The organism is Magnetospira thiophila (assembly GCF_054657015.1).
Window position 1 is genome coordinate 593674 of sequence record NZ_BAAHXF010000002.1, and the last position, 26956, is coordinate 620629.

21 protein-coding genes and 2 tRNA genes are annotated in these 26956 nt (G+C 60.6%); 2 read left to right on the forward strand and 21 right to left on the reverse strand.

The genetic code is table 11. From position 1 onward, the window contains the following. The 17 genes from ACYQ1P_RS12500 to ACYQ1P_RS12580 form a co-directional block, all read right to left on the reverse strand. A complete protein-coding gene (locus ACYQ1P_RS12500) occupies positions 1-795 on the reverse strand; it encodes a type III pantothenate kinase (RefSeq protein WP_460020680.1) in 795 nt (264 codons plus the stop codon). 39 nt (positions 796-834) lie between these two features. Further along, entirely contained in the window at positions 835-1575 is a 741-nt protein-coding gene (locus ACYQ1P_RS12505) for a biotin--[acetyl-CoA-carboxylase] ligase (protein WP_460020681.1), read from the reverse strand. Positions 1576-1584: 9 nt separating this feature from the next. After that, a complete protein-coding gene (nuoN, locus tag ACYQ1P_RS12510) occupies positions 1585-3054 on the reverse strand; it encodes an NADH-quinone oxidoreductase subunit NuoN (protein WP_460021647.1) in 1470 nt (489 codons plus the stop codon). Positions 3055-3078: 24 nt separating this feature from the next. Beyond that, complete coding sequence (locus ACYQ1P_RS12515; protein ID WP_460020682.1) at positions 3079-4605, reverse strand: NADH-quinone oxidoreductase subunit M; 1527 nt, start codon at positions 4603-4605, stop codon at positions 3079-3081. Between the two features lie 8 nt (positions 4606-4613). After that, on the reverse strand, positions 4614-6569 hold the full coding sequence (nuoL, locus tag ACYQ1P_RS12520; RefSeq protein ID WP_460020683.1) for an NADH-quinone oxidoreductase subunit L: 1956 nt from the start codon (positions 6567-6569) through the stop codon (positions 4614-4616). A gap of 5 nt (positions 6570-6574) precedes the next feature. Next, positions 6575-6883: an NADH-quinone oxidoreductase subunit NuoK gene (nuoK, locus tag ACYQ1P_RS12525; protein ID WP_460020684.1), complete on the reverse strand. Its 309-nt coding sequence runs from the start codon at positions 6881-6883 to the stop codon at positions 6575-6577. Next, entirely contained in the window at positions 6856-7491 is a 636-nt protein-coding gene (locus ACYQ1P_RS12530; RefSeq protein ID WP_460020685.1) for an NADH-quinone oxidoreductase subunit J, read from the reverse strand. The genes nuoK and ACYQ1P_RS12530 overlap by 28 nt, the downstream gene beginning before the upstream one ends. Before the next feature lie 40 nt (positions 7492-7531). Beyond that, positions 7532-8020, reverse strand: coding sequence for an NADH-quinone oxidoreductase subunit NuoI (gene nuoI / locus ACYQ1P_RS12535; RefSeq protein ID WP_460020686.1), 489 nt, complete (start codon positions 8018-8020; stop codon positions 7532-7534). Between the two features lie 9 nt (positions 8021-8029). Then, a complete protein-coding gene (gene nuoH, locus ACYQ1P_RS12540) occupies positions 8030-9058 on the reverse strand; it encodes an NADH-quinone oxidoreductase subunit NuoH (RefSeq protein ID WP_460020687.1) in 1029 nt (342 codons plus the stop codon). After that, positions 9051-11114, reverse strand: a complete 2064-nt coding sequence (gene nuoG, locus ACYQ1P_RS12545; protein WP_460020688.1) for an NADH-quinone oxidoreductase subunit NuoG — start codon at positions 11112-11114, stop codon at positions 9051-9053. Before nuoG ends, nuoH begins: the two co-directional genes overlap by 8 nt. A gap of 25 nt (positions 11115-11139) precedes the next feature. Further along, positions 11140-12414 (reverse strand): NADH-quinone oxidoreductase subunit NuoF, encoded by a 1275-nt coding sequence (gene nuoF, locus ACYQ1P_RS12550; RefSeq protein ID WP_460020689.1) that lies wholly within the window; start codon positions 12412-12414, stop codon positions 11140-11142. Continuing rightward, a complete protein-coding gene (gene nuoE, locus ACYQ1P_RS12555; RefSeq protein ID WP_460020690.1) occupies positions 12414-13025 on the reverse strand; it encodes an NADH-quinone oxidoreductase subunit NuoE in 612 nt (203 codons plus the stop codon). The genes nuoF and nuoE overlap by 1 nt, the downstream gene beginning before the upstream one ends. Then, on the reverse strand, positions 13022-14200 hold the full coding sequence (locus tag ACYQ1P_RS12560; protein ID WP_460020691.1) for an NADH-quinone oxidoreductase subunit D: 1179 nt from the start codon (positions 14198-14200) through the stop codon (positions 13022-13024). Before ACYQ1P_RS12560 ends, nuoE begins: the two co-directional genes overlap by 4 nt. Next, complete coding sequence (locus ACYQ1P_RS12565) at positions 14197-14832, reverse strand: NADH-quinone oxidoreductase subunit C (RefSeq protein ID WP_460020692.1); 636 nt, start codon at positions 14830-14832, stop codon at positions 14197-14199. The genes ACYQ1P_RS12560 and ACYQ1P_RS12565 overlap by 4 nt, the downstream gene beginning before the upstream one ends. 46 nt (positions 14833-14878) lie before the next feature. Further along, on the reverse strand, positions 14879-15433 hold the full coding sequence (locus ACYQ1P_RS12570; RefSeq protein WP_460020693.1) for a NuoB/complex I 20 kDa subunit family protein: 555 nt from the start codon (positions 15431-15433) through the stop codon (positions 14879-14881). Continuing rightward, entirely contained in the window at positions 15424-15789 is a 366-nt protein-coding gene (locus ACYQ1P_RS12575; protein ID WP_460020694.1) for an NADH-quinone oxidoreductase subunit A, read from the reverse strand. Before ACYQ1P_RS12575 ends, ACYQ1P_RS12570 begins: the two co-directional genes overlap by 10 nt. Before the next feature lie 84 nt (positions 15790-15873). Further along, positions 15874-15950, reverse strand: a tRNA-Asp gene (locus tag ACYQ1P_RS12580). Between the two features lie 202 nt (positions 15951-16152). Here ACYQ1P_RS12580 and ACYQ1P_RS12585 point away from each other — a divergent pair. Together ACYQ1P_RS12585 and treS are read left to right on the forward strand one after the other, a co-directional pair. After that, entirely contained in the window at positions 16153-18192 is a 2040-nt protein-coding gene (locus ACYQ1P_RS12585) for a helix-turn-helix domain-containing protein (protein WP_460020695.1), read from the forward strand. Between the two features lie 38 nt (positions 18193-18230). Beyond that, positions 18231-21515, forward strand: a complete 3285-nt coding sequence (gene treS, locus ACYQ1P_RS12590; protein ID WP_460020696.1) for a maltose alpha-D-glucosyltransferase — start codon at positions 18231-18233, stop codon at positions 21513-21515. A gap of 1 nt (position 21516) precedes the next feature. Here the strand turns inward: treS and malQ are convergent, their stop codons facing one another. From malQ to lon, 4 genes are all read right to left on the reverse strand, one after another. Continuing rightward, a complete protein-coding gene (gene malQ, locus ACYQ1P_RS12595) occupies positions 21517-23691 on the reverse strand; it encodes a 4-alpha-glucanotransferase (RefSeq protein WP_460020697.1) in 2175 nt (724 codons plus the stop codon). A 66-nt stretch (positions 23692-23757) separates the two neighbouring features. Beyond that, positions 23758-23833, reverse strand: a tRNA-Val gene (locus tag ACYQ1P_RS12600). Positions 23834-23942: 109 nt separating this feature from the next. Then, entirely contained in the window at positions 23943-24218 is a 276-nt protein-coding gene (locus ACYQ1P_RS12605; RefSeq protein ID WP_460020698.1) for an HU family DNA-binding protein, read from the reverse strand. A gap of 273 nt (positions 24219-24491) precedes the next feature. Then, the gene (lon, locus tag ACYQ1P_RS12610; RefSeq protein WP_460021648.1) at positions 24492-26837 is read right to left on the reverse strand and encodes an endopeptidase La; all 2346 of its coding nucleotides are present in this window, start codon (positions 26835-26837) and stop codon (positions 24492-24494) included. Positions 26838-26956: the final 119 nt, after the last annotated feature.

Genomic DNA, 26956 nt, shown 5'->3' on the forward strand with positions numbered 1-26956 from the left:
TCAAGCAGTGTTGATTTTTGGTTTTTTCATTTGACGGGCATGGAGGATCAACAAACCGCGCATGGTCAGGTCCCCATCTTCCGCGTCGATACAGTCCGTTGCTTCGGTAAAAAGATTGGCTAATCCGCCGGTGGCGACCACCCGCATGGGGGCGCCGAATTCCGTCTGGATGCGCTGTACCATCCCCTCGATCATCCCCACATAGCCCCAGAAAATGCCCGACCGCATGGCTTCCACGGTGCCCTTGCCGATCACCCTTTTGGGGCGGCCGATAGCGACCCGGGGCAACTGGGCTGCCGCCTTGTGCAGAGCCTCCAGCGAAAGGTTGATGCCCGGCGCGATGACCCCACCCAGATAATTGCCATCCCCGTCGACCACATCGAAGGTGGTGGCGGTGCCGAAATCAATGATGATCTGCGGTTCTGGCCACGACTGGAAGGCGGCAATGGCGTTGATCAGTCGGTCCGCGCCGACCTCTTCCGGACGGTCGACCAGGACCTGAATGCCCAAGTCCACATCTTCGGCGCCGACCACGATCGGCTCGCATTGGAAATAGGCCCGGCAGAGCATGCGCAGATTGAACAGATTGGCTGGCACCACGGTGGCGATGATCGCCGCATCCACATCCTCCCGGCTCAAACCCTTCAAGATCATGAGCCGGTCGAGCCAGACGCCGTATTCGTCGGCAGTGCGGTTGGCATCGGTGGCGCAACGCCACTCGCCCCGCTCCACGTGATCATCGTCAAACACGGCGAACACGGTGTTGGTATTGCCGGAATCGATGGCGAGCAGCATCAGCAAACATCCTTGTCGGCCCCAGATCGGGACCAAAGCCTAATCGAAAAACACATCCCCGGCATTTATATGGCGCTGCCCCTGACCACTGTCCAGCACCAATGCCCCCTGCTCGTCCAGGTCCACGAAGCGACCGCGCAGGGTTTCCCGGGCCAGCCGCACGGTCAGGATCTCCCCCCGCCCGTGGGCGCGGGCCAACCAATCCTTGCGCAAGGACTGAAACCCATGGCTTTCCCAGGCGGTCCAGCGGACCAGAAGTTGTTGGCACAATGCCTCCAGCAGCCGTTCCGGAGTCACCTGACCGGCCCCCTCATCGGCCAGACAGGTGGCGGGAAAGTCCGTTCCCGTCGGGGCATGGGCCAGATTGACTCCAACTCCGGCAATCAACCAATCCACATTTCCCTGAGCCGTAGCCGTGCTTTCCAGCAGAATCCCGCTCACCTTCCTGCCGTTCAGCAACAGGTCGTTGGGCCATTTGCAGGTTGCCCGCAACAGGCCGTCGCTCACCTCGTACAAGGCATCGGCCAGGGCCAGGGCGACCAGGAAACTGACCTGCCCCGCCGTGGCGACGGCGCATTGCGGCCGCAGAATGAACGACACATACAGATTTCCCGGCCGGGAAACCCAGGTTCGCCCGCGTCGACCGTGCCCGGATGTTTGTTCACTTGCCTGGATCACGGTCAGATGCGGGGCACCGGCCAGGACCCGGCGACGGGCCTCGTCATTGGTGCTGTCCACCCGCTCCAGACTCACCACCTGAAAAGGCGAAGGAACCGACATCCGCGCCGATCAGGACCCGAACAGAACGGAAGCCGCCTGTGCCGCACCGCTGAGGATGGGGGCCGGATAGAGGAAGAAACAGAGCACGAAGAATCCGGTGACCGCGAGAACGCCGCCCATTTCCACGCCGATGGGCCGGTCAAAGGATTCGGCGGGATCGTCGAAATACATGATCTTGACGATTCGGACGTAATAATAGGCTCCGACCACGCTGGCCAGCACGCCGATCACCGCCAGCCCGTAAAGCTGGGCGTCAATGGCCGCCATGAATACATAGAACTTGCCGAAGAACCCGGCCAGCGGAGGAATCCCGGCCAGGGAAAACATGAACAACCCAATGACCAACGCCATCATCGGCTGCCGCTTGCCCAGTCCGGCCAGATCGTCGATGTTCTCAACCATCCGCTCGTTGCGGCTCATGCACAAGATCGCCGTGAACGCCCCGGCATTCATGAACAGATAGATGGCCATGTAGACCAGCACCCCACTGACACCCGCCTCGGTCCCCGCAGCCAGACCGACCAGGGCATAGCCCATGTGGCCGATGGAGCTATAGGCCATCAGACGCTTGATATTGCGCTGACCGATGGCGGCAAAGGCCCCAAGCAGCATGGAGGCCACGGCAAAAAAGGTCACGATCTGCTGCCATTGCGCCACCAGATCGCCGAACGGCCCGGTCATGAGTCGCAGAATCAGACCCAGGGCGGCAATCTTCGGGGCGACGGCGAAAAACGCGGTGACCGGCGTCGGGGCCCCTTCGTAGACATCCGGCGTCCACATATGGAACGGCACGGCGGAAATCTTGAAGGCCAGACCGGACAGAATGAACACGATGCCGACAATCGCCCCGACAGACGGGCCATGGGCCGCCCCATGCTCGAAGAAATGTGCCAATCCCGCGAAGTTGGTGGTGCCGGTAAAGCCATAGACCAGGGACATGCCATAGAGCAGCAACCCGGAAGACAGCGCCCCGAGGACGAAATACTTCAGCCCGGCCTCAGTGGAACGCAGGTTGTCGCGGCTGAAGGCGGCCAGGATATAAAGGCTCAGACTTTGCAGTTCGAGGCCCAGATACAGGGACATCATGTCCCCGGCCGAGACCATCATCAACATGCCCAGGGTCGCCAGCAGGATCAGCACCGGATACTCGAAGCGCTGGATATGCTGGGTTCTCAGGTAAGTTTGGGAAACGATGATGGTCAACCCGGAAGCCACCAGAATCAGCGTTTTAAGAAAAGCCGCATAGCCATCGGCCAGGAACAAGCCATGCAGAGTCTCCCCGGCATGGCTGCCATAGACCCAGACCAGCAAAATGGTCAGCAGACAGGTTATGACCGACAGGTGGGACAGCAGATGGACCGTCTTGCCGTGTTCCGACGGGGTGTCCTTCTGGAACACGCCGAGCATCAGCAGGGCCATGGCGGCACAGGCCAGGAACAGTTCCGGCATCACCGGGATGAGATTGAAGGACGGGCTCATCGTATGCATGGCGGGCATCGCTCCTTACTGTCCGAGCCCGGCCACGAGGCCGGAAGTCTGGATTTGTGCCGATTGAACATGAACCTGGGAGAGCAGATGTTCCACCGAGGCATGCATGGGATCGAGGAAGGTGCTGGGATAAATGCCCATCCACAGCACAACCAGGACCAGGGGGGCAAAAATGAACACCTCGCGCGGGCTCAGGTCGAGGATTTCCTTCAGATGATCCTTGGTCAGCTTGCCGAAGATCACCCGCCGATAGAGATACAGCATATAGGCCGCGCCAAGCACCACACCGGTGGTGACCAGGGCAGCAACCAGCGTATCCACCTGGAACAACCCCATCAACACCAGGAACTCACCGACGAATCCCCCGGTCCCCGGAAGGCCCACCGACGCCAGCATGAAAATCATGAACACAAAGGCATAGACCGGCATGCGATGCACCAGACCGCCATAGACGTCGATCTCGCGGCTGTGGATGCGGTCATAGACCACGCCGACGATGAGGAACAGGGCAGCCGAAACCACCCCGTGAGACAGCATCTGATAGATCGCGCCCTCCACGCCCTGAACGGTCATGGAGAAGGTCCCCGCCGTCACGAAGGCCATGTGGGCGATGGAGCTGTAGGCAATCAGCTTTTTCATGTCCTGCTGCACCAGGGCGACCAGCGAGGTATAGATCACCGCGATGATGCTCAGGCTGAAAATAAAGGGCGTGAAATAGAGGCTGGCTTCCGGGAACATAGGCAGCGAGAAACGTAAGAACCCGTAACCGCCGAACTTCAGCAGCACCCCGGCCAGGATCACTGAGCCCGCCGTCGGGGCCTCCACATGGGCGTCCGGCAGCCAGGTATGCACCGGCCACATGGGAACCTTCACCGCGAACGAGGCAAAAAAGGCCAGCCACAGCCAGGTCTGCATGGACATGGGGAAGTCGTAAGCCATCAGCGCAGGAATATCGGTGGTGCCCGCCTCAGCATACATGGCCAGCAGGGCCAGCAGCATCAGCACCGATCCGAGCAGCGTATAGAGGAAGAACTTGAACGCCGCATAGACCCGCCGTTGGCCGCCCCAGACGCCGATGATCAGGAACATGGGCAGCAGCACCGCCTCGAAGAACACGTAGAAGACTACGATATCAAGGGCGCAGAAGGTACCGACCATCATGGTTTCCAGCACCAGGAAGGCAATCATGTATTCCTTGGTGCGTTCCTTGATGCTCTCCCAACTGGCCAGGATGCAGATCGGGCTCAGGGCCGTCGAAAGCAGGACGAAGAACAGGGAAATACCATCAATTCCCATGTGATAGGCGATGCCGGAGCTTTCCATCCAGACGACGTTTTCCTCGAACTGGAAGGCCGCCGTGCTGTTGTCGAAATCAAGCCACAGGAACAAGGACAGCAGGAAAGTAATGCCCGATGTCCAGAGCGCCACCCGGCGCGCGTTGCGGGCTTCAACCTCGACGCTCTTGTCGTGGATGAACGGAATCAGGAACACACCCACCAGGGGCAGGAACGTGACGATGGACAGGATTGGAACGTGTTGCATCAGTCAGCTCACCCCTGCGTAAACAGATACCAGGTCACCAGTCCGGCGACCCCGATCAACATGGCGAAGGCATAATGGAAAACGAAGCCGGTTTGCAGCGCCGAGGCGCGGCGCACCCAGCTCAGGACATTGGCCGCCACCCCGTCGGGGCCGACCCCGTCGATCAAGGCCCCGTCGCCGCCCTTCCAGAAGGCCCGCCCCAGCTTGAAGGCCGGACGCACGAAGAGCACATCGTACAGTTCGTCGAACCACCACTTGTTGAGCAGCAGGTCGTAGACGGAGCGGAAATTGGCCACCATCCAGCCCGGCATGGCACTGAACGGGCCATAGAACAGGAAGCCCAGGAGCAACCCGCTCACCCCCATGACCAACGGCAGCAGCTTCACCCAACCGGGCGCATGATGGGCATTTTCCAGGGCCTGATGATGCTCGGCGACGAAAATGGCGTTGCCCCAGAAAGCCACGGCGTTGTGTCCCACGAAGTACTCATAACCCAGCCAGCCCGCCGCAATGGCCCCGGCGGCAAGCACCAGAAGGGGCAGAATCATCACTTTCGGGCTTTCGTGCACATGGGCCATGGTGGTTTCGTCGGCCCGCGGCTTGCCATGGAACGTCATCATCAGCAGCCGCATGGAATAGAACGCGGTCATGAAGGCCGCCGCGACACCCAGCCAGAAGGCCAGATAGCCGATGGAGGAATGGGCCCCCCAGGCGCTTTCCAGGATCATGTCCTTGGAGAAGAATCCGGCGAACGGCGGCACCCCGGCCAGGGCCAGCGAGCCAATCCACATCAGGATATAGGTCATCGGGATCATCTTCCAGATCCCGCCCATACGGCGCATATCCTGTTCGTCGGACATGGCATGGATCACCGACCCCGCCCCGAGAAACAGCAACGCCTTGAACGAGGCATGGGTCATCAGATGGAAAATGCCCGCCGAATAGGCCGAAACGCCGCAGGCGAAGAACATGTAGCCCAACTGGGAACAGGTGGAATAGGCGATCACCCGCTTGATGTCGTTTTGCACCAGCCCCACGGTGGCGGCGAAAAAGGCGGTGAAGGCCCCCACATAGGTGACCACCATCAAGGCGGTGTCGGAATATTCGAACATCGGCGACAGGCGGGCCACCATGAACACTCCAGCGGTGACCATGGTCGCCGCATGGATCAAGGCGGAGACCGGTGTCGGGCCTTCCATGGCATCGGGCAGCCAGGTATGCAGCCCCAACTGCGCCGACTTGCCCATGGCCCCAACGAACAACAGCAGGCACAAGGCGGTCAAGGCATGCACTTCCATGCCGAACACATTCATGGTGGCGTCGGCCTGACCGGGCACGGCGGCGAAGATAGCGTCCAGGCTGATGGTGTCAAACAGCAAAAAGGTGCCGAATATGCCCAGAGCGAAACCGAAATCGCCGACCCGGTTGACGATGAAGGCCTTGATCGCTGCCGCATTGGCCGAGGGCTTGTCGTACCAGAAGCCGATCAGCAGATAGGACGCCACACCGACACCCTCCCAGCCGAAGAACATCTGCAACAGGTTGTCGGCGGTCACCAGCATCAACATGCAGAAGGTGAAGAACGACAGATAGGCCATGAAACGCGGCACGTCCGGATCATGGTGCATGTAACCGATGGAATAGATATGCACCATCGCCGACACGGTGGTCACCACGATCAGCATGACGGCGGTCAGGGTATCGACCTTCAAGGCCCAGGACACGTCCATGGTGCCCGATTGAATCCAGCGGAACAGTTCGATGGTCACCGGATGACCGCCCAGCGCCACATCGGCGAAGGCCTGCATGGACAGCACCCAGGAAATCACCAAGGCACCGCTGGTCACCCATTGCGCCTTCTGGTCGATCTTATGCTTGTGTTCCTTGTCGCGCGGCGTGACAAAGGCCAGAGCCCCGGCGATCAGAAAGGCCAGAAACGGCAGGAAGACGATGGCAGCGTACATCTGGCCTACCCCTTCATCACGTTGATATCTTCGACCGCGATGGAACCGCGGTTGCGGAAATAAACCACCAGGATGGCCAGCCCGATGGCGGCCTCGGCGGCGGCCACGGTCAGGATGAACATGGCGAAGATCTGCCCCACCAAGTCCTGAAGATGGGCCGAAAAGGCGACCATGTTGAGGTTCACCGCCAGCAGCATCAGTTCAACCGACATCAAGATGACGATGATGTTCTTGCGGTTGAGGAAAATGCCGAACACCCCGATGGTGAACAGGATCGCCGACAGCGTCAGGTAATGGCCCAGGCCGATGTCCATGTCAGATCCCCCCCCCCTGTCGGAACCTTGCGCAGTTCCACGTCTTTGCCGCGCGCCACTTGGTCGGCAATTTTCTGTTTGCGCACCCCCGGCCGTTTGCGGTGAGTCAGCACGATAGCACCAATCATGGCAACGAACAGCACCATGCCCGCCGCCTGGAACAGATAGATGTAGTCGGTATAGATGACGTTGCCGATGGCCTGTGTATTGGTCACAGAGGCCATATCAGGTATGGGCGACAGGCCCTTGCCGATCAGCTCCGGATCCAGATGCAGTCCGCCCAGAATGGCCACCAGTTCAATGAGCAGGATCAGGCCAACCGCCCCGCCGATGGGCAGATAGCGCTGAAATCCGGCGCGCATTTCGGCAAAGTTCACGTCCAGCATCATCACCACGAACAGGAACAGCACGGCCACCGCGCCCACATAGACAATGACCAGGATCATGGCCAGGAATTCCGCCCCCAACAGCAGGAACAGCGCCGCCGAGTTGAAGAACGCCAGGATCAGGAACAACACCGCATGGACCGGATTGCGCGACGAGATCACCATCACGGCGGAAAACACCGTGAATGCGGCAAACAGGTAGAAAGCCAAGGCCTGTATCATATCGTTGCCATCCCCCCCTTCAGGGATTTTCCTTGTGCGCTCATCGGTACGGCGCGTCGGCCCGGATGCGGGCCGCCAGTTCGGTTTCCCAGCGATCCCCATTGGCCAGCAGCTTGCTCTTGTCATAGAACAGCTCCTCGCGGGTCTCGGTGGCATATTCAAAGTTCGGACCTTCGACAATGGCATCCACCGGACAGGCTTCCTGACAGAAGCCGCAATAGATGCACTTGGTCATGTCGATGTCGTAGCGGCTGGTACGACGGCTGCCGTCGGCCCGCGGCTCGGCCTCAATGGTGATCGCCAGGGCCGGACAGATGGCCTCGCACAGCTTGCAGGCGATACAGCGTTCTTCGCCGTTGGCATAGCGGCGCAAGGCATGTTCGCCCCGGAAACGCGGGCTCAACGGCCCCTTTTCCATCGGATAGTTGAGGGTCACGCAGGGCTTGAACATGTAGCTGAAGGTCAGGGCCATGCCCTTGACCAACTCGACCAGCAAAAAGGCGCGCGCGGTGCGATCAATGAATCCCATATCTTCCTCCTACGCCCCCGGAACCAAGTCGAATGCCAACAGGAACCCGGCCACAATCACCACGGCGGCGAGCGAAATCGGCAGAAAGATCTTCCACCCCAGGCGCATCAGCTGATCGTAGCGATAGCGCGGGAAGGTCGCCCGAATCCACAGGTAGAAAAACAGCACGAAGCAGATTTTCAAAGCGAACCAGATCGGTCCCGGCACCCAGGTGAAGGGCGCGAAATCGAACGGCGGCAGCCAGCCGCCGAGGAACAGGATCGAGGTCATGCCCGCCATCAGGATCATGTTGGCATATTCGCCGAGGAAGAACAGGGCGAAGGTCATGGCCGAATAATCCACGTTGAATCCGGCCACCAACTCCGCCTCGGCCTCTGGCAGGTCGAACGGATGGCGATTGGTCTCGGCCACCGTGGAGATGAAGAAAATCACGAACATCGGAAACAGCGGCAGGAAATACCAATTGAACAGGCCCAATCCGCCCTTCTGCGCCATCACGATATCGGTCAGGTTCAACGAACCGACGCAGAGCAACACGGTGATGATGACAAATCCCATGGAGACTTCGTAGGACACCATCTGCGCCGCCGACCGCAGCCCGCCGAGGAAAGCGTAGCGCGAGTTGGAAGCCCAACCGGCCATCAGGATGCCGTAGACCCCGAGCGACGAAATGGCAAACAGGTAAAGCACCCCGACATTAATGTCTGCCAGCACCATGTCTTCACCAAACGGCACCACGGCCCAGGCAATCAGCGACAGAATGAAGGTCACCATCGGCGCGGCAATGAACACCACCGGGCTGGCTCCAGACGGCACGACCGTTTCCTTGAGGAACAGCTTCAGACCATCTGCTATGGGCTGCAAAAGGCCGAACGGACCGACCACGTTGGGGCCTTTACGCCGATGCATGGCTCCGATGACCTTGCGTTCGGCATAGGTCAGATAGGCAACCGCAATCAGCACCGGCAGGACAATGGCGACGATCTTGATGATGATCCACAAGGTCGGCCAAATATATTCCATGAAGAAGTCAACCATCGGTGCCGGTCCTCTCCAGGCTTGCCGTGCCGAAAACGTCCGTGCAGCGGGCCATGGTCTCGGAGGCCCGACTGATCGGGTCGGTCATGTAGTAGTTGTCCACCGACGACGTCAAAGCCGCCGTGGCGATCTTGCCGGCGGTTCCGAAAGCGGCCCATTCGGCGGCGCTGATTTGATCCAGATTGCCCAGGTTCGGACAGGCGGCGACCATGGCCTTGCGCAGGGCAGGCAGATCGTCGTATGGCAGGGCCACACCCAGCACCCCCGACAGGGCACGCAGGATGGCCCAGTCTTCCTTCGCCTCGCCCGGCGGGAACACGGCCCGGCGACCACGCTGCGGGCGGCCCTCGGTGTTGACGTAGGTGCCGTCTTTTTCCGTATAGGCGGCCCCGGGCAGGATCACATCGGCGCGCGCCGCACCGGCGTCCCCATGATGCCCCTGATAGACCACGAAGGGCCGACCGAGACGATTCATGTCCAGTTCGTCGGCACCAAGCAAAAACAGCACTTCGATCTTACCGTCCTGGGCCGCGCGGTACATTCCCGCCACATCAAGGCCCTTGTCCCCCGGCAGGAAACCGAGGTCCATTGCCCCGACCCGTCCGGCGGCGGTATGCAGCACATTGAAGCCGTTCCAGTCGGCGGTGATCATGCCCATCTTGTCGGCCAACTCGTGAGCGGCGGCCAGGATGGCAGCCCCATCCGGACGGGCCAGCGCCCCCATGCCGAGAATGATCATCGGCTTTTTGGCATCCTTGAGGATCTTGCCAAACGGATTGCGACCATCCAGCTTGCCCAGCAACGACGGATCGTCGCCCAGATGGGTGGTCTTGTAGGTCAGGTCCATGGCCTCGCCGAGCACGCCGACAGCGAAACCGCCCATCAGATAGCGCTTGCGCAGTCGGGCATTGAGCACCGGAGCCTCCCGGCGCGGATTGCAGCCGACCAGCAGCACCGCGTCGGCCTGCTCGATCCCGGCGATGGTGCTGTTGAACAGATAGCTCGCCCGAACGGTCCCATCCAGGGCTGCGCCGTCCTGGCGGCAGTCCATGTGTGGCGACCCCAGGGCCTCCATCAACCCCTTCAGCGCGAACACCGATTCGCAATCCACCAGATCTCCGGCGATGGCAGCGATTTTCGATCCGTCGAGACCGGACAGCCGGGCCTTGATCGCCGCCAGGGCGTCATCCCAGGAAGTCGGGGCCAGCTTGCCATCGGCACCGCGTACATAGGGACGGTCCAGGCGACGCTTGCCGAGGCCGTCGCAGGCATGGCGGCTCTTGTCGCCGAGCCATTCTTCGTTGATATCCTCATGGACCCGTGGCAGGACGCGCAGCACCTGTGGCCCCCGGGCGTCGATGCGGATATTGCTGCCCAGGGCGTCCAGCACGTCGATGCTCTCGGTGCGGCGCAATTCCCAGGGCCGAGCGGTGAAGGCATAGGGCCGCGAGGTGAGCGCGCCGACCGGGCACAGATCAACCACGTTGCCGGACAATTCGGAGCCCAGGGCTTTTTCCACATAGGTGGAGATTTCCATGTGCTCGCCGCGCCCGATGCCGCCCATGTCGGGCACCCCGGCCACCTCGGTGACGAAGCGCACGCAGCGGGTGCAATGAATGCAGCGGGTCATGATGCCCTTGACCAGCGGTCCGAAGTCCTTGTCGGCCACGGCACGCTTGTTTTCCGCATAGCGGCTGCGGTCACAGCCATAGGCCATGGCCTGATCCTGCAAATCGCACTCGCCGCCCTGATCGCAGATCGGGCAGTCCAGCGGATGGTTGATGAGCAGGAATTCCATCACCCCCTGGCGCATCTTGCGCACGGCTTCGGTGTTGGTCTTGATCACCATGCCCTCGCCCACCGGCATGGCGCAGGAGGCCACCGGCTTCGGGGCCCGCTCCATCTCCACCAGGCACATGCGGCAGTTTCCGGCAATGGACAGCCGTTCGTGATAGCAAAAGCGCGGAATCTCAATTCCCGCCTGCTCGCACGCCTGAAGCACGGTCAGGCCGGGCTCCACTTCGATTTCCATGCCGTCGATGGTCAACTTCGGCATTGTCTGTCCTCTTCTCCCAACCCGCTCAGGCCGCAGCCCCGGTTTTTGCCTTGATCCGACGTTCCAGTTCCGGCCGGAAATGACGGATCAGTCCCTGAATCGGCCATGCGGCCGCGTCGCCCAGGGCGCAAATGGTGTGCCCTTCCACTTGGCGGGTCACCTCATCCAGCATGTCGATTTCGTCCAGTGTGGCATCGCCCGTCCCCAGCCGTTCCATGACCCGCCACATCCAGCCGGTGCCTTCCCGGCAGGGGGTGCACTGGCCGCAGCTTTCATGGGCATAGAAACGCGACAGCCGGGTAATGGCGCGGACAATGTCGGTAGATTTGTCCATGACGATCACCGCCGCCGTGCCGAGGCCCGATTGCACTTCGCGCAGGCTGTCAAAATCCATCAGCACCGTGTCGCAGGCGGATTTGGGAATCACCGGCACCGAACAGCCGCCGGGAATGATCCCCAACAGATTGTCCCAGCCGCCGCGCACGCCGCCGCAATGCTTTTCGATCAACTCCTTGAGCGGAATGCTCATGGCATCCTCGACCACGCAGGGGTTGTTCACATGCCCGGAAATGCCATAGACCTTGGTGCCCGCATTGTTGGGACGACCGATCCCGGCAAACCAGTCTGCCCCCCGGCGCAGGATAGTCGGCACCACAGCGATGGATTCCACATTGTTGACCGTTGTCGGACAGCCATAGAGACCGCAATTGGCAGGGAACGGCGGTTTCAAGCGTGGCTGACCCTTCTTGCCCTCCAGGCTCTGAATCAGCGCGCTTTCCTCACCGCAGACATAGGCTCCCATGCCGCGATGCAGATAGAGGTCGAAGTCCCAGCCATGGACATTGCCCTTGCCGATCAGCTTCGCCGCATAGGCCTCGTCGATGGCCTGTTGCAGGGCTTCCGCCTCACGGTAGAACTCACCACGAATATAGATATAGGACACATGGGCCCCGACGGCGAAACTGGCGATCAGCGCGCCCTCGACCAGCTTGTGCGGATCGTTGCGCATGATCTCCCGGTCCTTACAGGTCCCCGGCTCACCCTCGTCGGCGTTGATGACCAGGAAATGCGGACGCTCACCGATTTCCTTGGGCATGAACGACCATTTCATGCCGGTGGAGAACCCGGCCCCACCGCGCCCGCGCAGTCCAGACGCCTTGACCTGCTCGACCAGCCATTCGCGACCCTTTTCAAGCAAACCCTTGGTGCCGTCCCAGTCGCCCCGGGACTGGGCGCCCTTCAGCCCGACATCGTGAAAGCCATAGAGATTGGTGAAAATCCGATCCTTGTCACTGAGCATCAGGACTTCCCTCCCTCGTTCAGGCTGGTCAGCCCCCCCGCCGGCTCGCAGCCCTTGCGATCACTCTGCGGTCCCGGCTTGGGTGTCTCGCCCTTTGCCAGGGCATTGAGAACCTTTTCGGTGCTCTCGGCGTCCAGATCTTCGTAATAGTCGTCATTGACCTGCATCATCGGCGCATTGACGCAGGCTCCCAGGCATTCCACCTCGCTCAAGGTGAACTGACCGTCGGCGGTGGTCTCGCCGGGGGCGACGCCGAGTTTTTTCTTGCAGGTGTGCATCACCTCGTCGGAGCCCTTGAGCAGACAGGAGATGTTGGTGCAGACCTGGACATGGTGTTTGCCCACCGGCGCCCGGTTGTACATGGTGTAGAAGCTGGCCACTTCGTAAACACGAATGGGGGCCAAACCGACGATCCCCGCCACATGGTCCATGGCCGCGATGGGCAGCCAGTTGTCATGCTGACGCTGCGCCAGATCGAGCAAAGGCATTACCGCGCTGTAGGCCCGGTCTTCCGGATACTTGGCGAGGATCTCCTTGACCTTGGCCTGATTATCGGCCGAGAACTCGAAACTTTCCGGCTGCTGCACCTTGTCCATTCCCCCCGCGCTCATCGGTCGATCTCCCCGAAAACAATATCCAGGGAACCAATGTTGGATACCGCATCGGCCAGCATGTGCCCTTTGGACAGGAAGTCCATGGCCTGCAAATGGGCGAATCCCGGTGCCCGGATTTTGCAACGATAGGGCTTGTTGGTGCCATCGGCGACCAGATAGACGGCGAACTCGCCCTTCGGCGCTTCGACCGCCGTATAGGTCTCACCGGCTGGAATATTGACCCCCTCGGTGAACAGCTTGAAATGATGAATCAGCGCTTCCATGGAATGCTTCATTTCGGCCCGAGGCGGCGGCGCGACCTTGCGGTCGTCAGCAATGGAAGGTCCATCCGGCATGTTTTCAATGCACTGACGGATGATCTTCAGGCTTTCCCTCAGCTCTGCCATGCGAATGAGATAGCGGTCGTAGCAGTCCCCATGCTTGCCGACGGCGATGTCGAAATCCATCTCCGCATAGGCGTCATAGGGTTGCGCCTTGCGCAGATCCCACGGCACCCCGGAAGCCCGCAGATTGGGACCGGTGAAGCCCCAGTCGAAACACTGCTCAGCGTTGATAACCCCGATATCCACCGTGCGCTGCTTGAAAATACGGTTCTCGTCGAGCAGGGTCTCGATATCGTCAATCACCTGGGGAAAGCGCTCCGACCAGGCCATGATATCCTCGGCCAGACCGGCCGGCATGTCCTGCGATACGCCACCAATACGGAAGTAGTTCATATGCAGGCGCGCCCCACTGACCCGCTCGCAGAACTCCATCAGGATTTCGCGCTCCTCGACCCCCCACAGCATGGGCGTCATGCCGCCCACGTCCATGGCAAAGGCGGTGACGTTGAAGGTGTGGTTGAGCACCCGACCGATCTCGGCGAACAGCACCCGGAGGTATTGCGCCCGCTTGGGGATCTCGAGCCCGAGCAGCTTTTCCGCCGCCAGCACGAAGGCGTGTTCCTGATTCTGCGGCGACACGTAATCCAGACGATCAAAATACGGCGTCGCCTGGGCGTAGGTCTTGTACTCGATCAGCTTTTCGGTGCCCCGATGCAACAGACCAATATGGGGGTCGGCCCGGTCGATGATTTCACCGTCCATTTCCAGGATCATACGCAGCACGCCATGGGCCGCCGGATGCTGGGGACCGAAATTCAGATTGTAGTTCTTGATATGGGTTTCGGTCATTTGCCGTCGCCCTCCGCTTGCGCTGCTTTTTCGTCCCCGGGCAACGGCCCAGGCCCCTCCCAGGGGCTGAGGAAATCGAATGTGCGGAATTCCTGAGTCAACTTGACCGGCTCGTAGACCACCCGCTTGAGTTCGTCGTCATAGCGCAATTCCACATATCCGGTCAGCGGAAAATCCTTGCGCAGGGCATGCCCCTCGAATCCATAGTCGCACATGATGCGGCGCAGGTCCGGATGACCGGCGAACAGAATGCCAAACAGGTCATAGGCTTCGCGCTCGAACCAATTGGCGGTGCTGAAAACGGAAACCGAGGATGGCACGGGGGTTTCCTCGTCCGTATGCACCTTGACCCGCACGCGGCGGTTATGCACCAGACTGAGAAGATTGTAGACCACCTCGAAACGGTTCTCGCGTTCCGGATGGTCGACCCCGCAGAGATCGAGCAATTGCTTGAACAGGCAGCCGCTATCGTCACGCAGGAAGGTCAGGACCTTGCAGATGCGGTCGCGGCGTGCGGTGATCATCAACTCGCCCAGAGCGATCTCGGTATCAAGCACGTCTTCCGACAACGCCAGATCGACGCGGGCTTGGACCTCTTCGAGCCCTGCCAGAATATCCTTATCCACCCTCATGAAACCCCTCGCTTCCCCTGCCGATCAACCGATCCCCAAACACGCCTCAGCGCCACAGGGTTCCAGTGCGGCGAATTTTCTTTTGCAACTGGAGAATGCCGTAGACGAGCGCCTCGGCGGTCGGCGGGCACCCCGGTACGTAGACATCGACAGGAACCACCCGGTCGCAGCCCCGCACCACCGAATAGGAATAGTGGTAGTAGCCGCCGCCATTGGCGCAGGAGCCCATGGAAAGGACCCAGCGGGGCTCGGCCATCTGGTCATAGACCTTGCGGAAAGCCGGGGCCATCTTGTTGGTCAGCGTTCCGGCGACGATGATCAGATCCGATTGGCGGGGACTTGGACGCGGCACCACGCCAAAACGGTCCAAATCATAGCGCGAGCAATAAGCGTGGATCATCTCCACCGCGCAACAGGCCAGCCCGAAGGTCATCGGCCACATGGAACCGGTCCGCGCCCAGTTCACCACCTTGTCCAGATTGGCCACCACGAAACCCTTGTGGGTCAGCTCGTGGGTAACCCGGCTGAGAATCTCGTCCTGCTCGGCACCGGGCGGAATCGGTGCCAGTCCGGGATAATCCCCCTGTCCGTCTACTCCCATTCGAGCGCTCCCTTCCGCCATTCATAAATGAAGCCGATGGTCAGAATCCCAAGAAACACCACCATTGACCAGAATCCGAACATCCCGAGGGTACCTAGACTGACCGCCCAGGGAAACAAAAAGGCGACTTCCAGATCAAAGATAATGAACAGGATGGCCACCAGATAGAAGCGCACGTCAAAGCGCGTCCGGGAATCGGAAAAGGCATCGAATCCGCATTCATAGGCGGAATTCTTTTCAACATCCGGACGCTGGCGGGAGACGATATAGGAGGCTCCGACGGCAATCACGGCGATGGCAATGGCAATGCCCAAAAAGATCAATATGGGCAGGTATTGTTGAAGCAGCGCTTCCATGGCGACTGTCTCCTTGGCTCACGCCCCTGATGCCGCCGTTTATCCGGCGGTCTGATCCTTTGGTTCCCCTTGCGGGAGCAAGGATGGCGGGAGCGACGGGACTCGAACCCGCGACCTCTGGCGTGACAGGCCAGCGCTCTAACCAACTGAGCTACGCCCCCATAGAGCTAGACCCCTTGAAAAACCTGGAGTTGCCCCGCTCGGGAAGCTTTGATTTAAAGCCTCCCCCGGTGACTGTCAAGCGCTGTTGCCGCCCCATTTGAATATTCTGAGGCCCGCCGATACGGTGCCGTTGACCCGCGCCGGGAGCTGGCGCAAGATGGGCCGTCCATTTTGGACAGCCGCTCACTTCTGGACAAAGCCATGGCCCTGACGAAAATGGAATCCGAGCGTTTGGCCAAGGTTCTGGCCCTGCTCGACAGCGACCGCGACGGCGAAGCCCTGTCCGCCCTGCGCAAGGCGCGTATTTTGTTGTCGCGCTCCGGCCTGTCCATGCAGGACCTGCTGAATTACAGCGAGCCCGCGCCTTCGACCTCGGTCTATGGCGGCCCCCATGCCCAGCGCCCGGTCATCGACATGGACGCGGCCCAGGAAATTCAGAATCTGCGCATCGAGATCGACGGCTTGCGCTCGGCGCTGCAAAACCGCGACATGGAAGTCTCCTCCCTCAGTAACTTCCGCGACGAATCGTTCCATGTTCTGGCCGACAAAAACAACAAGATCATGGCCTTGAAGCGGGATCTGCTGGAGTTGCGCAAAAAAACCGCCGCGCAAGGCGTGGACCTGCCCGAGGACGCCATTCAACTCCGTCAGGAATTGGCTGAAGCGCGCCATCAGATCGAGGAGTTGCGCACCGAACGCCAGGCGGAAACGGTGCTGCTGTCCCGCCGGGAGAGCGAAATCGCCTCCCTCACCCTCCGCCTGCGCGAGAGCGAATCTCACCGGCGCCCGGTCGAGCAGGCCACGCATCAGGCCACCGAAACGCGCACCGCCATCGCGCGCCTTGACGCCGAAGCCGCCGCCCTGCGCCGGTTTCGCGATGAAGCACTGTTGGTGCTTACCCAACGCAATGAGCAGGTCAGCGATCTGCGGCGGCGGATTGGCAACCTGCAACAAAGCATCGGCGTGCTGCGGAGCGGCGAACCGGCTCCGGTGGCCGACCTGCGGCTGGACCTCGAACGCTGTGAGGAAACCCTCGACCAGACCCGCGACAGCCTCCACCAGACCCAGGAGAGCCTGCATCGCCAGGCCCGGGAGGCCGAGGATCTGCGCAACCAGGTCAATACCCTGCGGCTGGCTCTCCAGGACACTGGCGAAGAGCGCGGCGTGATGGAGCGTCGGTTGCGCGAGGCGGTGCTTCGTCTGGACGCGGAAGCAACCGCTTTGCGGAGCTACCGCGATGAAACCGCCCAGGTCCTGACCCGGGCCGAAGGGAAAGGCGGCCAGGTGGACCATCCCCCGGCCGCGCCGGAGAATGCCGAGGCCGTATTGCATCTGGCCAAACTGGAGGCCGAGGCGGTGGAGCTTCGGGCCGTCCTGGCGGGGCGCGACTCCCGGGTCAGCGAACTGGAAACCGAACTGGCCGACCTGCGGACAGCGCACAAGGAGCAGCGCCGCCAGGACAGCGCCAAATCAGCCCAGATTCAGGCCGAATCCCAACATTTGAAAACGCTCCTGGCGCAAAAGACCCGCGAGGCCGCCGCCGCCGCCACGGAAATCACCGAGATGCGCGCCCAAATGGACAGCCTCAAGAGATCGGCGGCCGAGGTGCGCAATCTGCGTTCCATCCTGGCGGCCCGCGGCAAGAGCGCCCCCGCGTCCAAGGCCAATCAGGACCGCATTGCCGACCTGCAACAGCAGATCACCCAACAGACGGCGGCCAAGGAGAAACTGGCCCAGCAACTGGCGACTGTCGAGCGGGAACTGGAAGCCTCCGAAACCACCCGCGCCGAGTTGGAAGAAGCCCTGCACAAGGCTGAATCCCAAGCCTCCAGCCACACATCTCCGACCGGCACCAACGAAATTCAGGAAGCCCAAATTCGCGCCCGAGTGGAGGCCGAGATCCTGAGCAAGGTGAGTGCTCAAAATGGTCAGGGCGGCTCCTTTCTCGACAAGGCGCTTCTGGTGCTGTCGGAAAAGAACGACGAAATCGTGCGCCTCAAAACCGAATTGCAGCAATTTCGCCATAATGGCCCTGCTCCCGTTGCCGCCCCGGCTGCCGCTGCTCCCGCAGGAGGACCGCGCACCAATGCGGAAAAACGGGAGGCCGTGCTGGAGTTTCTGCGCGACCCAGAAAAAAGCGACCTGTCTGATCGGGAGATCGCCCGCCAAGTGGGGGTCTCGCCGCAAACCGTCTCCAACTGGCGCAAGCGTCTGGCCGACGGCGACTTTCAAGATGACTGACGACCGCCCTCTCCTTCTGACTGACAAAAGGCCTGTCGATGCCCCGCAATGAGCCCTCCTGGTACAAAGACGCCATTATCTATCAGCTTCATATCAAAGCCTATTTCGATTCAAATGACGATGGTGTGGGCGACTTTGTCGGACTGTGCCGCAAGCTCGATTACATTGCCGACCTGGGCGTAACCGCCATCTGGCTGCTGCCGTTCTATCCCTCCCCGTTGCGCGATGACGGCTACGATATCGCTGATTACCGCAACATCAATCCGTCCTACGGCACCTTGCGGGATTTCAAGCAACTGGTCGGCGAGGCCCACAAGCGGAACCTGAAGGTCATCACCGAGTTGGTCATCAATCATACCTCCGACCAACATCCCTGGTTCCAGAAGGCGCGCAAGGCCAAGCCCAATTCAGCGGCGCGCGATTTCTATGTCTGGAGTGACAGCGACGAGAAATACGACGGAACGCGCATCATTTTCTGCGATACCGAACCCTCCAACTGGACCTGGGACCCGGTGGCCGGGGCCTACTACTGGCATCGCTTCTTCCACCATCAGCCGGACCTTAATTTCGACAATCCGCGAGTGCTCGAAGAGGTCACCAAGGTGATGAAACACTGGCTGTCCACCGGCGTCGATGGGCTGCGCCTGGACGCCATTCCCTATCTGTGTGAGCGCGAAGGCACCAACAACGAGAATCTGCCGGAAACCCATGACATTCTGAAAAAATTGCGCGGCTGGCTGGATGCGAACTATCCCGACCGCATGCTGCTCGGCGAGGCCAACCAATGGCCGGAAGACGTGCTGCCCTATTTCGGCGACGGCGATGAATGCCACATGGCGTTCCATTTTCCGCTGATGCCGCGCATGTACATGGCCTTGGCCCAGGAAGACCGCCACCCGATCACCGATATCATGCGCCAGACGCCGGATATCCCCGACGGCTGCCAATGGGCCATTTTCCTGCGCAATCACGATGAACTGACCCTGGAAATGGTCAGCGATCGGGAACGCGATTACCTGTGGCAGTATTTCGCCGCCGATACCCGGGCTCGCATCAACATGGGCATTCGCCGCCGTCTGGCACCGCTGCTCGACAACGACCGGCGCAAGATCGAACTGCTCAACAGCCTGTTGATGTCCATGCCCGGCACCCCCATCGTCTATTACGGCGACGAGATCGGCATGGGCGATAATATCTTTCTTGGCGACCGCAACGGCGTGCGCACCCCCATGCAATGGTCACCGGACCGCAATGGCGGCTTCTCCAAAGCCGATCCGCAGTCCTTGTTCCTGCCGCCGATCATGGATGCGGTTTACGGCTATGAAGGGGTCAATGTGGAAGCCCAGAGCCGCAGCGCTTCGTCGCTGCTCAACTGGATGAAACGGCTGATTGGAATCCGCAAAAACCATCTGGCGTTCGGTCGCGGACAACTGAACTTCCTCTATCCCGGCAATCGCAAGGTGCTGGCCTATTTACGGGATTTCGAGGACGGCTCGGAAGTGATCCTGTGCGTCGCCAATCTGTCACGCGCTCCGCAGGCGGTGGAACTGGACCTGAGCCGCTTCCAGGGCCGCATTCCCATCGAATTGACCGGACGCAGTCCCTTCCCGCCGATTGGCGAATTGCCGTATTTTGTCACCCTGCCCGCCTATGGCTTCTACTGGTTCCTGCTGGCCGAGGAATCCGATTCCCCGGCTTGGCACGAAGCGCCACAGGAAGTCATGCAACTGCTCGACACCCTGGTTTGGACGAGCGGTTGGAGCGATCTGTTGACCCTGCGCGGCGGCGGCATCCTGACCACCCATATCATGCCCAAGTTTCTGCCCCTGCAACGCTGGTTCGCCGGCAAGGGTCAAGGGGTGCTCGATTGTCGGTTGGTCGATCGGGTCGATTTGGACGGCACCGAGGAAGGCTACCAGATCACCTTTTACGACGTGGAATCGGAGGATGGGGCGATCCATCGCTACCTGCTGCCCATGGCCATTGTCTGGGAGCAACTCTCGGGAGCCGCCTTCCCGCCCAGCCTGCAAGCCTATGGATTTGCCCAGGTCCGCCGCTTCAACAAGATCGGCATGGTCTATGACGCCCTGGGCGGTGACCGCTTCAGCACCCGGATGATGTCGGCGCTGCGCAACAACGAGGACGTTCCAACCGTCAACGGCGGGCAGCTCCGTTTCCGGGCAACCGAGTTGCTCCAGAATTTTGCCGTCGAGGATGATTTTTACATCCGCCATATGGGGCGCGAACAGAGCAACACTTCGATCCGCGTCGGTGAAGACATGATCTTCAAGGTTTTCAGAAAGATCGAGAGCGGCATTCATCCAGAACTGGAGATGAATCGCTACCTGACTGAGGTGGCGCATTTCACCCATGTCCCGGCCATGCTGGGGTCGGTGGAATGGATCGACAGCACGGGAACGCCCTCAGCCGTTGCCATTTTGCAGGCATTCATCCCCAATCAGGGCGACGGCTGGACGGTCACCCTCGATCATCTGGAGCGCCATATCGAGGAACGCGCCTTGTTGCCGGAGGAGGAACGCGGCGATCCGTCAGTCATCGAGAGTTACCGGCGCTATCTGCTTCTGGCCACCACCATGGGGCAGCGCATCGCCGAACTGCATCTGGCCCTTGCCCTGCCGACCGAGGACCCGGACTTTCGTCCTGAGCCGGTGACCGAGGACGATCAACAGCACTGGCTGCAACGCATCGCCAAGCAGGCCGTAAAAGCACGCGCCGCCCTGGAACAGGTGCTTCATGCCGTGACTCCCGACGTCGCTCGTCAGATCGACGACCTTTTGGCGCGCTGGGATCGGGTGGAAGCGGCCATCGAAAAAAGCGGCCTGGACGGCCTCAAAATGTCCAAGAGTCGCATTCATGGCGACTTGCACCTGGGTCAGGTGGTGGTCATTCACGAAGACATCCATGTTCTGGATTTCGAGGGCGAACCGGCCCGCAGCCTGCCCGAACGGCGGCATAAGAGCACCCCGTTGCGGGATGTGGCGGGGATGATTCGATCCTTCGACTATGCCGCCTGGACCACCCGCATGTCCCGCGACGCCCTGGCCCATATGTCACAGGAAACGGAACATGCCTGGATCGACCAATGGCAACTGGAAACCACTGGGGCCTTCATCCAGGCTTACCAGGAAACCATCGGTCAATGCTGTGCCATGCCCAAGAACCAGCGCCATTTCAAACGGTTGCTGAACTTATTCATTTTGGAAAAGGTGCTCTATGAAATCTGCTACGAAGCCTCCAACCGCCCCGACTGGCTGCCCATTCCGTTGAATGGCCTGAGTCGGCTGGTGTTGGGGCGGGATTGAGTCACTTGGACGTGCTCTCAAGGCCCCGTCCCTCCTCCGCCATCATCCGGGCCACGACCTGGACGATCTTCTGTTCGGCCAGGGTTTCCACCTCGCGGGGATAACGCCTGCGCCAGTTGGGATGCTGGTCGATGGTGGCGGGCATGTTGGCCTGTTCCTCCTGATTGAACAGGTCCTCGAACTGGACCACGGTCATCAGGCTGGGGGTACGGGCGAGAAAGCGGTGCACGGCCAGAATCATGGCGTCCGAAGGCCGTTTTTGATCATTTTCCAGGGTGTCGCTCAGGTCCGCATATTGATTCAGCGCCTCGGCCAATCGCACCCGATCCTCCTGCCGCCCTTCCACCGCCAGAACCTCCGCTTCCGGCGACGGATACAGAGACAGCTCCCGGCGCCGTTGCAAGTCTCGGCTGATCCAGAACCCGGCCAGGGTCGCCTGATCGTGGGTGGCCGGGGCGGCCAAGGCGAAGGGTGGATAATCCGCCGGGGCCTTGTAGCTGCGGTCGGCATTGCGCTCCCGGTGCAGCACCCGGAACGACAAGGCCTGCTTGTCCATGATGCGCTCCCGGAAACCCTCGGGGATGGTACCCAGATCCTCGGCCACCACGGCACATTGATTGCGATGGCTTTCCAGGGCGATCAGCCCCATCAGATCATCCATGGGGTAGCTCACGTAGCCGCCCTCGCGAGCCGTCCGTCCCAGCGGCACCCAGTACTGGCGCAGCAATTGGAACGCATGATCCAGGCGAATCACCGAGGCATGGCGCATGGTGGCGCGCAGCATCTCGATGAACGGCGCATAGGCGCTGTCGGCCAGGGACACCGGGGAGAATGGCACCACCCCCCAATCCTGGCCCAGGGGATTGCGCAAATCCGGCGGACAGCCGACGGAAATCCCCTGCGGCACCGCTTGCTGATGGACCCAGCAATCGGCACCGTCGCGGTCGAACCCCACCGCCAGATCCGTGTACAGCCCCAACGGCAGGGTTTCGGCCAGCCGCGCCGCCGCCGCCAACTGACGATCGGCTTCCCATTGCAGATAGAGATAGAAGTTAATTCGATCCCCGTGTTGAGCCGCGAACTGCCGCACCTCCGGGCTGTCAGGGCGGCGAAACGGTGCCGACCAGTTCTGCCAGGGGGTCCAGCCGCCGCCTGCGGGCGCGACGGCCATTCGTTCACGCAAGGCTTCGAACAGAGCAAACTGCCGCAAGCTGTCGCCGCGCGCCTGGACAAAGGCCTCGAACGCCTTGGCCCGCGCCGAACCGGTCGACAAATGGCGCTTCTGAAACCCTTCGAACAGCCGCTCCAGCAACGGCAGCTTGAGCGCCGCCACCTCCGGGTAGTCCAATTGCGCCGCATCCCGGAGCGCGCTCAGACGCTGCTGAAATGCGGAATCGTTGACCAGCGCCTGAACAGGCCCGTTCTCAGCCATGTCGGGGATCGCCAGCAGATCCAGATACAGCACATTGAGTTGGGCGCGGCTATTCGGCGAATAGGGAGTACAACGTTCTGGACGGTCGAGGAACAGAGCGTGCAAGGGGTTCAATCCGACAAACGACGCCCCCAACCGGGCCGACGTTTCCACCAGCCGGGACAGGTCGGTAAAATCACCGATGCCCCAGTTCTGCGTGGACCGATAACCATAGAGCTGTACCGAAAAGCCCCAGGAACGCACGCCCCGGGCCAGACTCTCGGGCAGGAAACAGGCCTTGGGCACGACAATCAGCGCCATGCTCTGCCCCGTCGCCAGACTGAGCCGATGATAGCCCGGCTGCTTTGGAAGCGGGACGGCAGCGACATAGCGGGTCAGCCTCCGCCCGTCCACGGTCCTCTGATCAAGGGCCGTCAAGGGTACCACCAGGGAGCGCGCCGTTCCCTGCTCCTCGTGCAGAGTCAGGGAAAGGGTGTCGCCCGGCGAATCAGAGGGCAGGACGACCGGCAAATCAAGACGCGGCGTCCCCACCTGTAGGACGCGCACCGGCGGCAGCGACCTTTGCCAGGGGCGGTTTTCCAGTTCGGTCAGCGCCGCTTCAGGATCGCTCGGATCGACCCCAAAGGCGCGCACCAACTGTTCCGCCACATCGCGCGGCAGAGTCACCTGATGTCCCGCCGCATGACGATAGCCGGGCCAAATGCCCAAGGACTCGATCAATTGTTCAAATGAGGATTTGCTCAACGTCTCATCTCCATTAGGAAAATGCAGACGCCATGTTGTTCAAGGGGACGCCCTGTGAAGGAGATTTGGTGGGCGGTGACGGGTTCGAACCGCCGACCCTCTCGGTGTAAACGAGATGCTCTTCCAGCTGAGCTAACCGCCCACAGATGTTTTCCCAGATTTCCGGGTCTGGCGCAACGGATTTAGGGCCGGAAACGACAATACCGGCCACGGTATTCCGTGACCGGTATCGTAAGGAACGTCAAGAGGAATTAGCCGTTGACGGCGTCCTTGAGGCTCTTGCCCGCCTTGAACTTCGGCTGCTTGGAAGCGGGAATCTTGATCTTCTCGCCGGTCCGGGGATTGCGGCCTTCGCTGGCGGCACGGGCCGCGACACTGAAGGTTCCGAAGCCCACGAGACGGACTTCCTGGCCGCCCTGGAGGGAAGAAGTAATGGCACCGAAAACGGCATCCACTGCCTTGCCGGCATCAGCCTTAGACAAACCGGTGCTGCTGGCGACGGCCGCCACGAGATCATTTTTGTTCACTTGAAGCCCCCTATAACGATGTTTCAGAAAAAACGCATGCCATGTGATAAAACTTGCGAGACGCCCGGAGTTTAGAGTGCTCCCGCGCGTGCCGTCAATCCAAGAACGGCTGATTTCTCCAGTTTTTTTACGATTTCTCACGGGTTAAGCGCCCCGGATCATTATTCATGTGGGTTAATTCGAGCCGTGAGCGCCTCTGGAAGGGACTGGCGATCACAGACAAAAAAAACGGAGCGCAAAACCGCTCCGTTCTTGTTTTTGAGAGGGCCGTGATCAATGGGTGATCACATCGCCGCGTTCGCCATCCTTCGCCGTTGAGGTCAGGGAATCCAGCGCCGCCTCGTCTTCCTCGGTCCACTCGATGGGAGTCAACGGCTTGACCAGGGCATGCTGGAGGACTTCCTCGACCATCGCCACGGGAATGATCGTCATGCCCTTTTTGACATTGTCCGGGATATCGGCCAGATCCTTCTCGTTGTCCCGTGGGATCAGCACCGTCTTTATTCCGCCGCGCAGGGCGGCCAGCAATTTTTCCTTCAGGCCGCCGATGGGCAACACCCGGCCACGCAGGGTGACTTCGCCGGTCATGGCCACATCCTTGCGCACCGCCGTGCCGGTGAGCACCGAAACGATGGAGGTCACCATGCCGACACCGGCCGAGGGGCCATCCTTCGGGGTCGCCCCTTCCGGAACATGCACATGGATGTCTCGCTTGTCGAACACCGAGGGTTTGACGCCGAAACGCACCGCGTTGGACTGCACATAGGAACGCGCCGCCTGGATGGATTCCTGCATCACGTCGCCCAGCTTGCCGGTGATGGTCATCTTGCCCTTGCCGGGGACCATCACCGATTCGATGTTGAGCAGTTCCCCGCCCACTTCGGTCCAGGCCAGTCCGGTCACCACGCCGACCATGTCGTCGTCTTCAATTTCGCCGAATCGGTATTTCCGAATACCAGCGTACTTGCCCAGGGTCTTCGGGGTGATGCGGATGCGCTTCAGGCCGCGCATGAGGATATCCTTGGTCCCCTTGCGGCACAGATTGGCGATCTCGCGCTCCAGATTCCGCACCCCGGCCTCGCGGGTGTAGTAGCGGATGATATCGTGCAGCGCCTCGTCGGTGATCGACCATTCGCCCCGTTTCAGACCATTGGCGTCCATCTGTTTCTTGATCAGGTGGCGCTTGGCGATTTCCACCTTTTCGTCTTCCGTATAACCGGACAGGCGGATGATCTCCATGCGGTCGAGCAACGGCTGCGGCATGTTCAGGGTGTTGGCCGTGGTCACGAACATGACGTCGGAAAGGTCGTAATCGACTTCCAGGTAATGATCGTTGAAGGTCGCATTCTGTTCCGGGTCGAGCACTTCGAGCAGCGCCGAGGACGGGTCGCCGCGCCAATCGGAGCCCAGCTTGTCCACCTCGTCGAGCAGGAACAGCGGATTCGAGGTTTTGGCCTTTTTCATGCTCTGGATGACCTTGCCCGGCATGGAGCCGATATAGGTCTGCCGATGCCCCCGAATCTCGGATTCGTCGCGCACGCCGCCCAGGCTCATGCGCACGAAATTGCGTCCCGTGGCCCGCGCGATGGATTTACCCAAGGAGGTCTTGCCGACACCCGGAGGTCCGACGAGGCAGAGGATCGGCCCCTTCATCTTCACCGTGCGCTGCTGCACGGCAAGATATTCCAGAATCCGTTCCTTGACCTTGTTCAGGCCGTAATGATCGGCATCCAGAATGCGCTTGGCTTCCCGAATGTCCTTTTTCACCCGAGCCCGCTTCTTCCATGGAATGGACAGCATCCAATCGAGATAGTTGCGCACCACCGTGGCTTCCGCCGACATGGGGCTCATGGAGCGGAGTTTTTTCATCTCTCCGCGCGCCTTTTCCTCGGCTTCCTTGGACAGCTTGGTCTTGTTGATCCGTTCCTCCAGCTCGACGATCTCTTCCTTGCTGTCGTCGGACTCACCCAGTTCCTTCTGGATCGCCTTCAACTGCTCGTTCAGATAATACTCGCGCTGGGTCTTCTCCATCTGACGCTTGACCCGGTTGCGGATTTTCTTTTCCACCTGCAAGACGCCGATTTCGGACTCCATATGGGCGAACACCTGCTCCAGGCGATCGGCCACCGAGACCAGTTCCAGCAATTCCTGTTTCTCGGAAATCTTCAACGCCAGATGGGCGGCGACCGTATCGGCCAGCTTGCTGGCGTCGTCGATCTGATTGATCGACACCAGAACCTCCGGCGGGATTTTCCGGTTGAGTTTGATGTAATGCTCGAACTGGGCGATCACCGACCGCGACAGGGCCTCGGTTTCCTCTTCGGATTCCTCGATTTCCTCGCGAACGACCGCTTCGGCCTGGAAAAAGTCCTTCTGGGAGGTATAGCGCACCACCTCGGCCCGCTGTCCGCCCTCGACCAGGACCTTGACCGTGCCATCGGGCAATTTGAGCAATTGCAGCACCGTGGCAATGGTGCCCACTTCGTAGATGTCCTTGGGCTGCGGATCGTCTTCAGCGGCGTTCTTCTGAGTGACCAGCAGAATTTGCTTGTCGTCCTTCATTACGTCCTCAAGCGCCCGCACGGACTTGTCGCGGCCAACGAACAGAGGGACGATCATGTGGGGAAAAACAACAATGTCGCGGAGCGGCAAAACGGGATAAATCACGCCTGAAGCTGTCACTGTTCTCAAATCCTTATCTTCCGAGCCCGAACCTCAAGGGTCCGCGCCCGCATTGA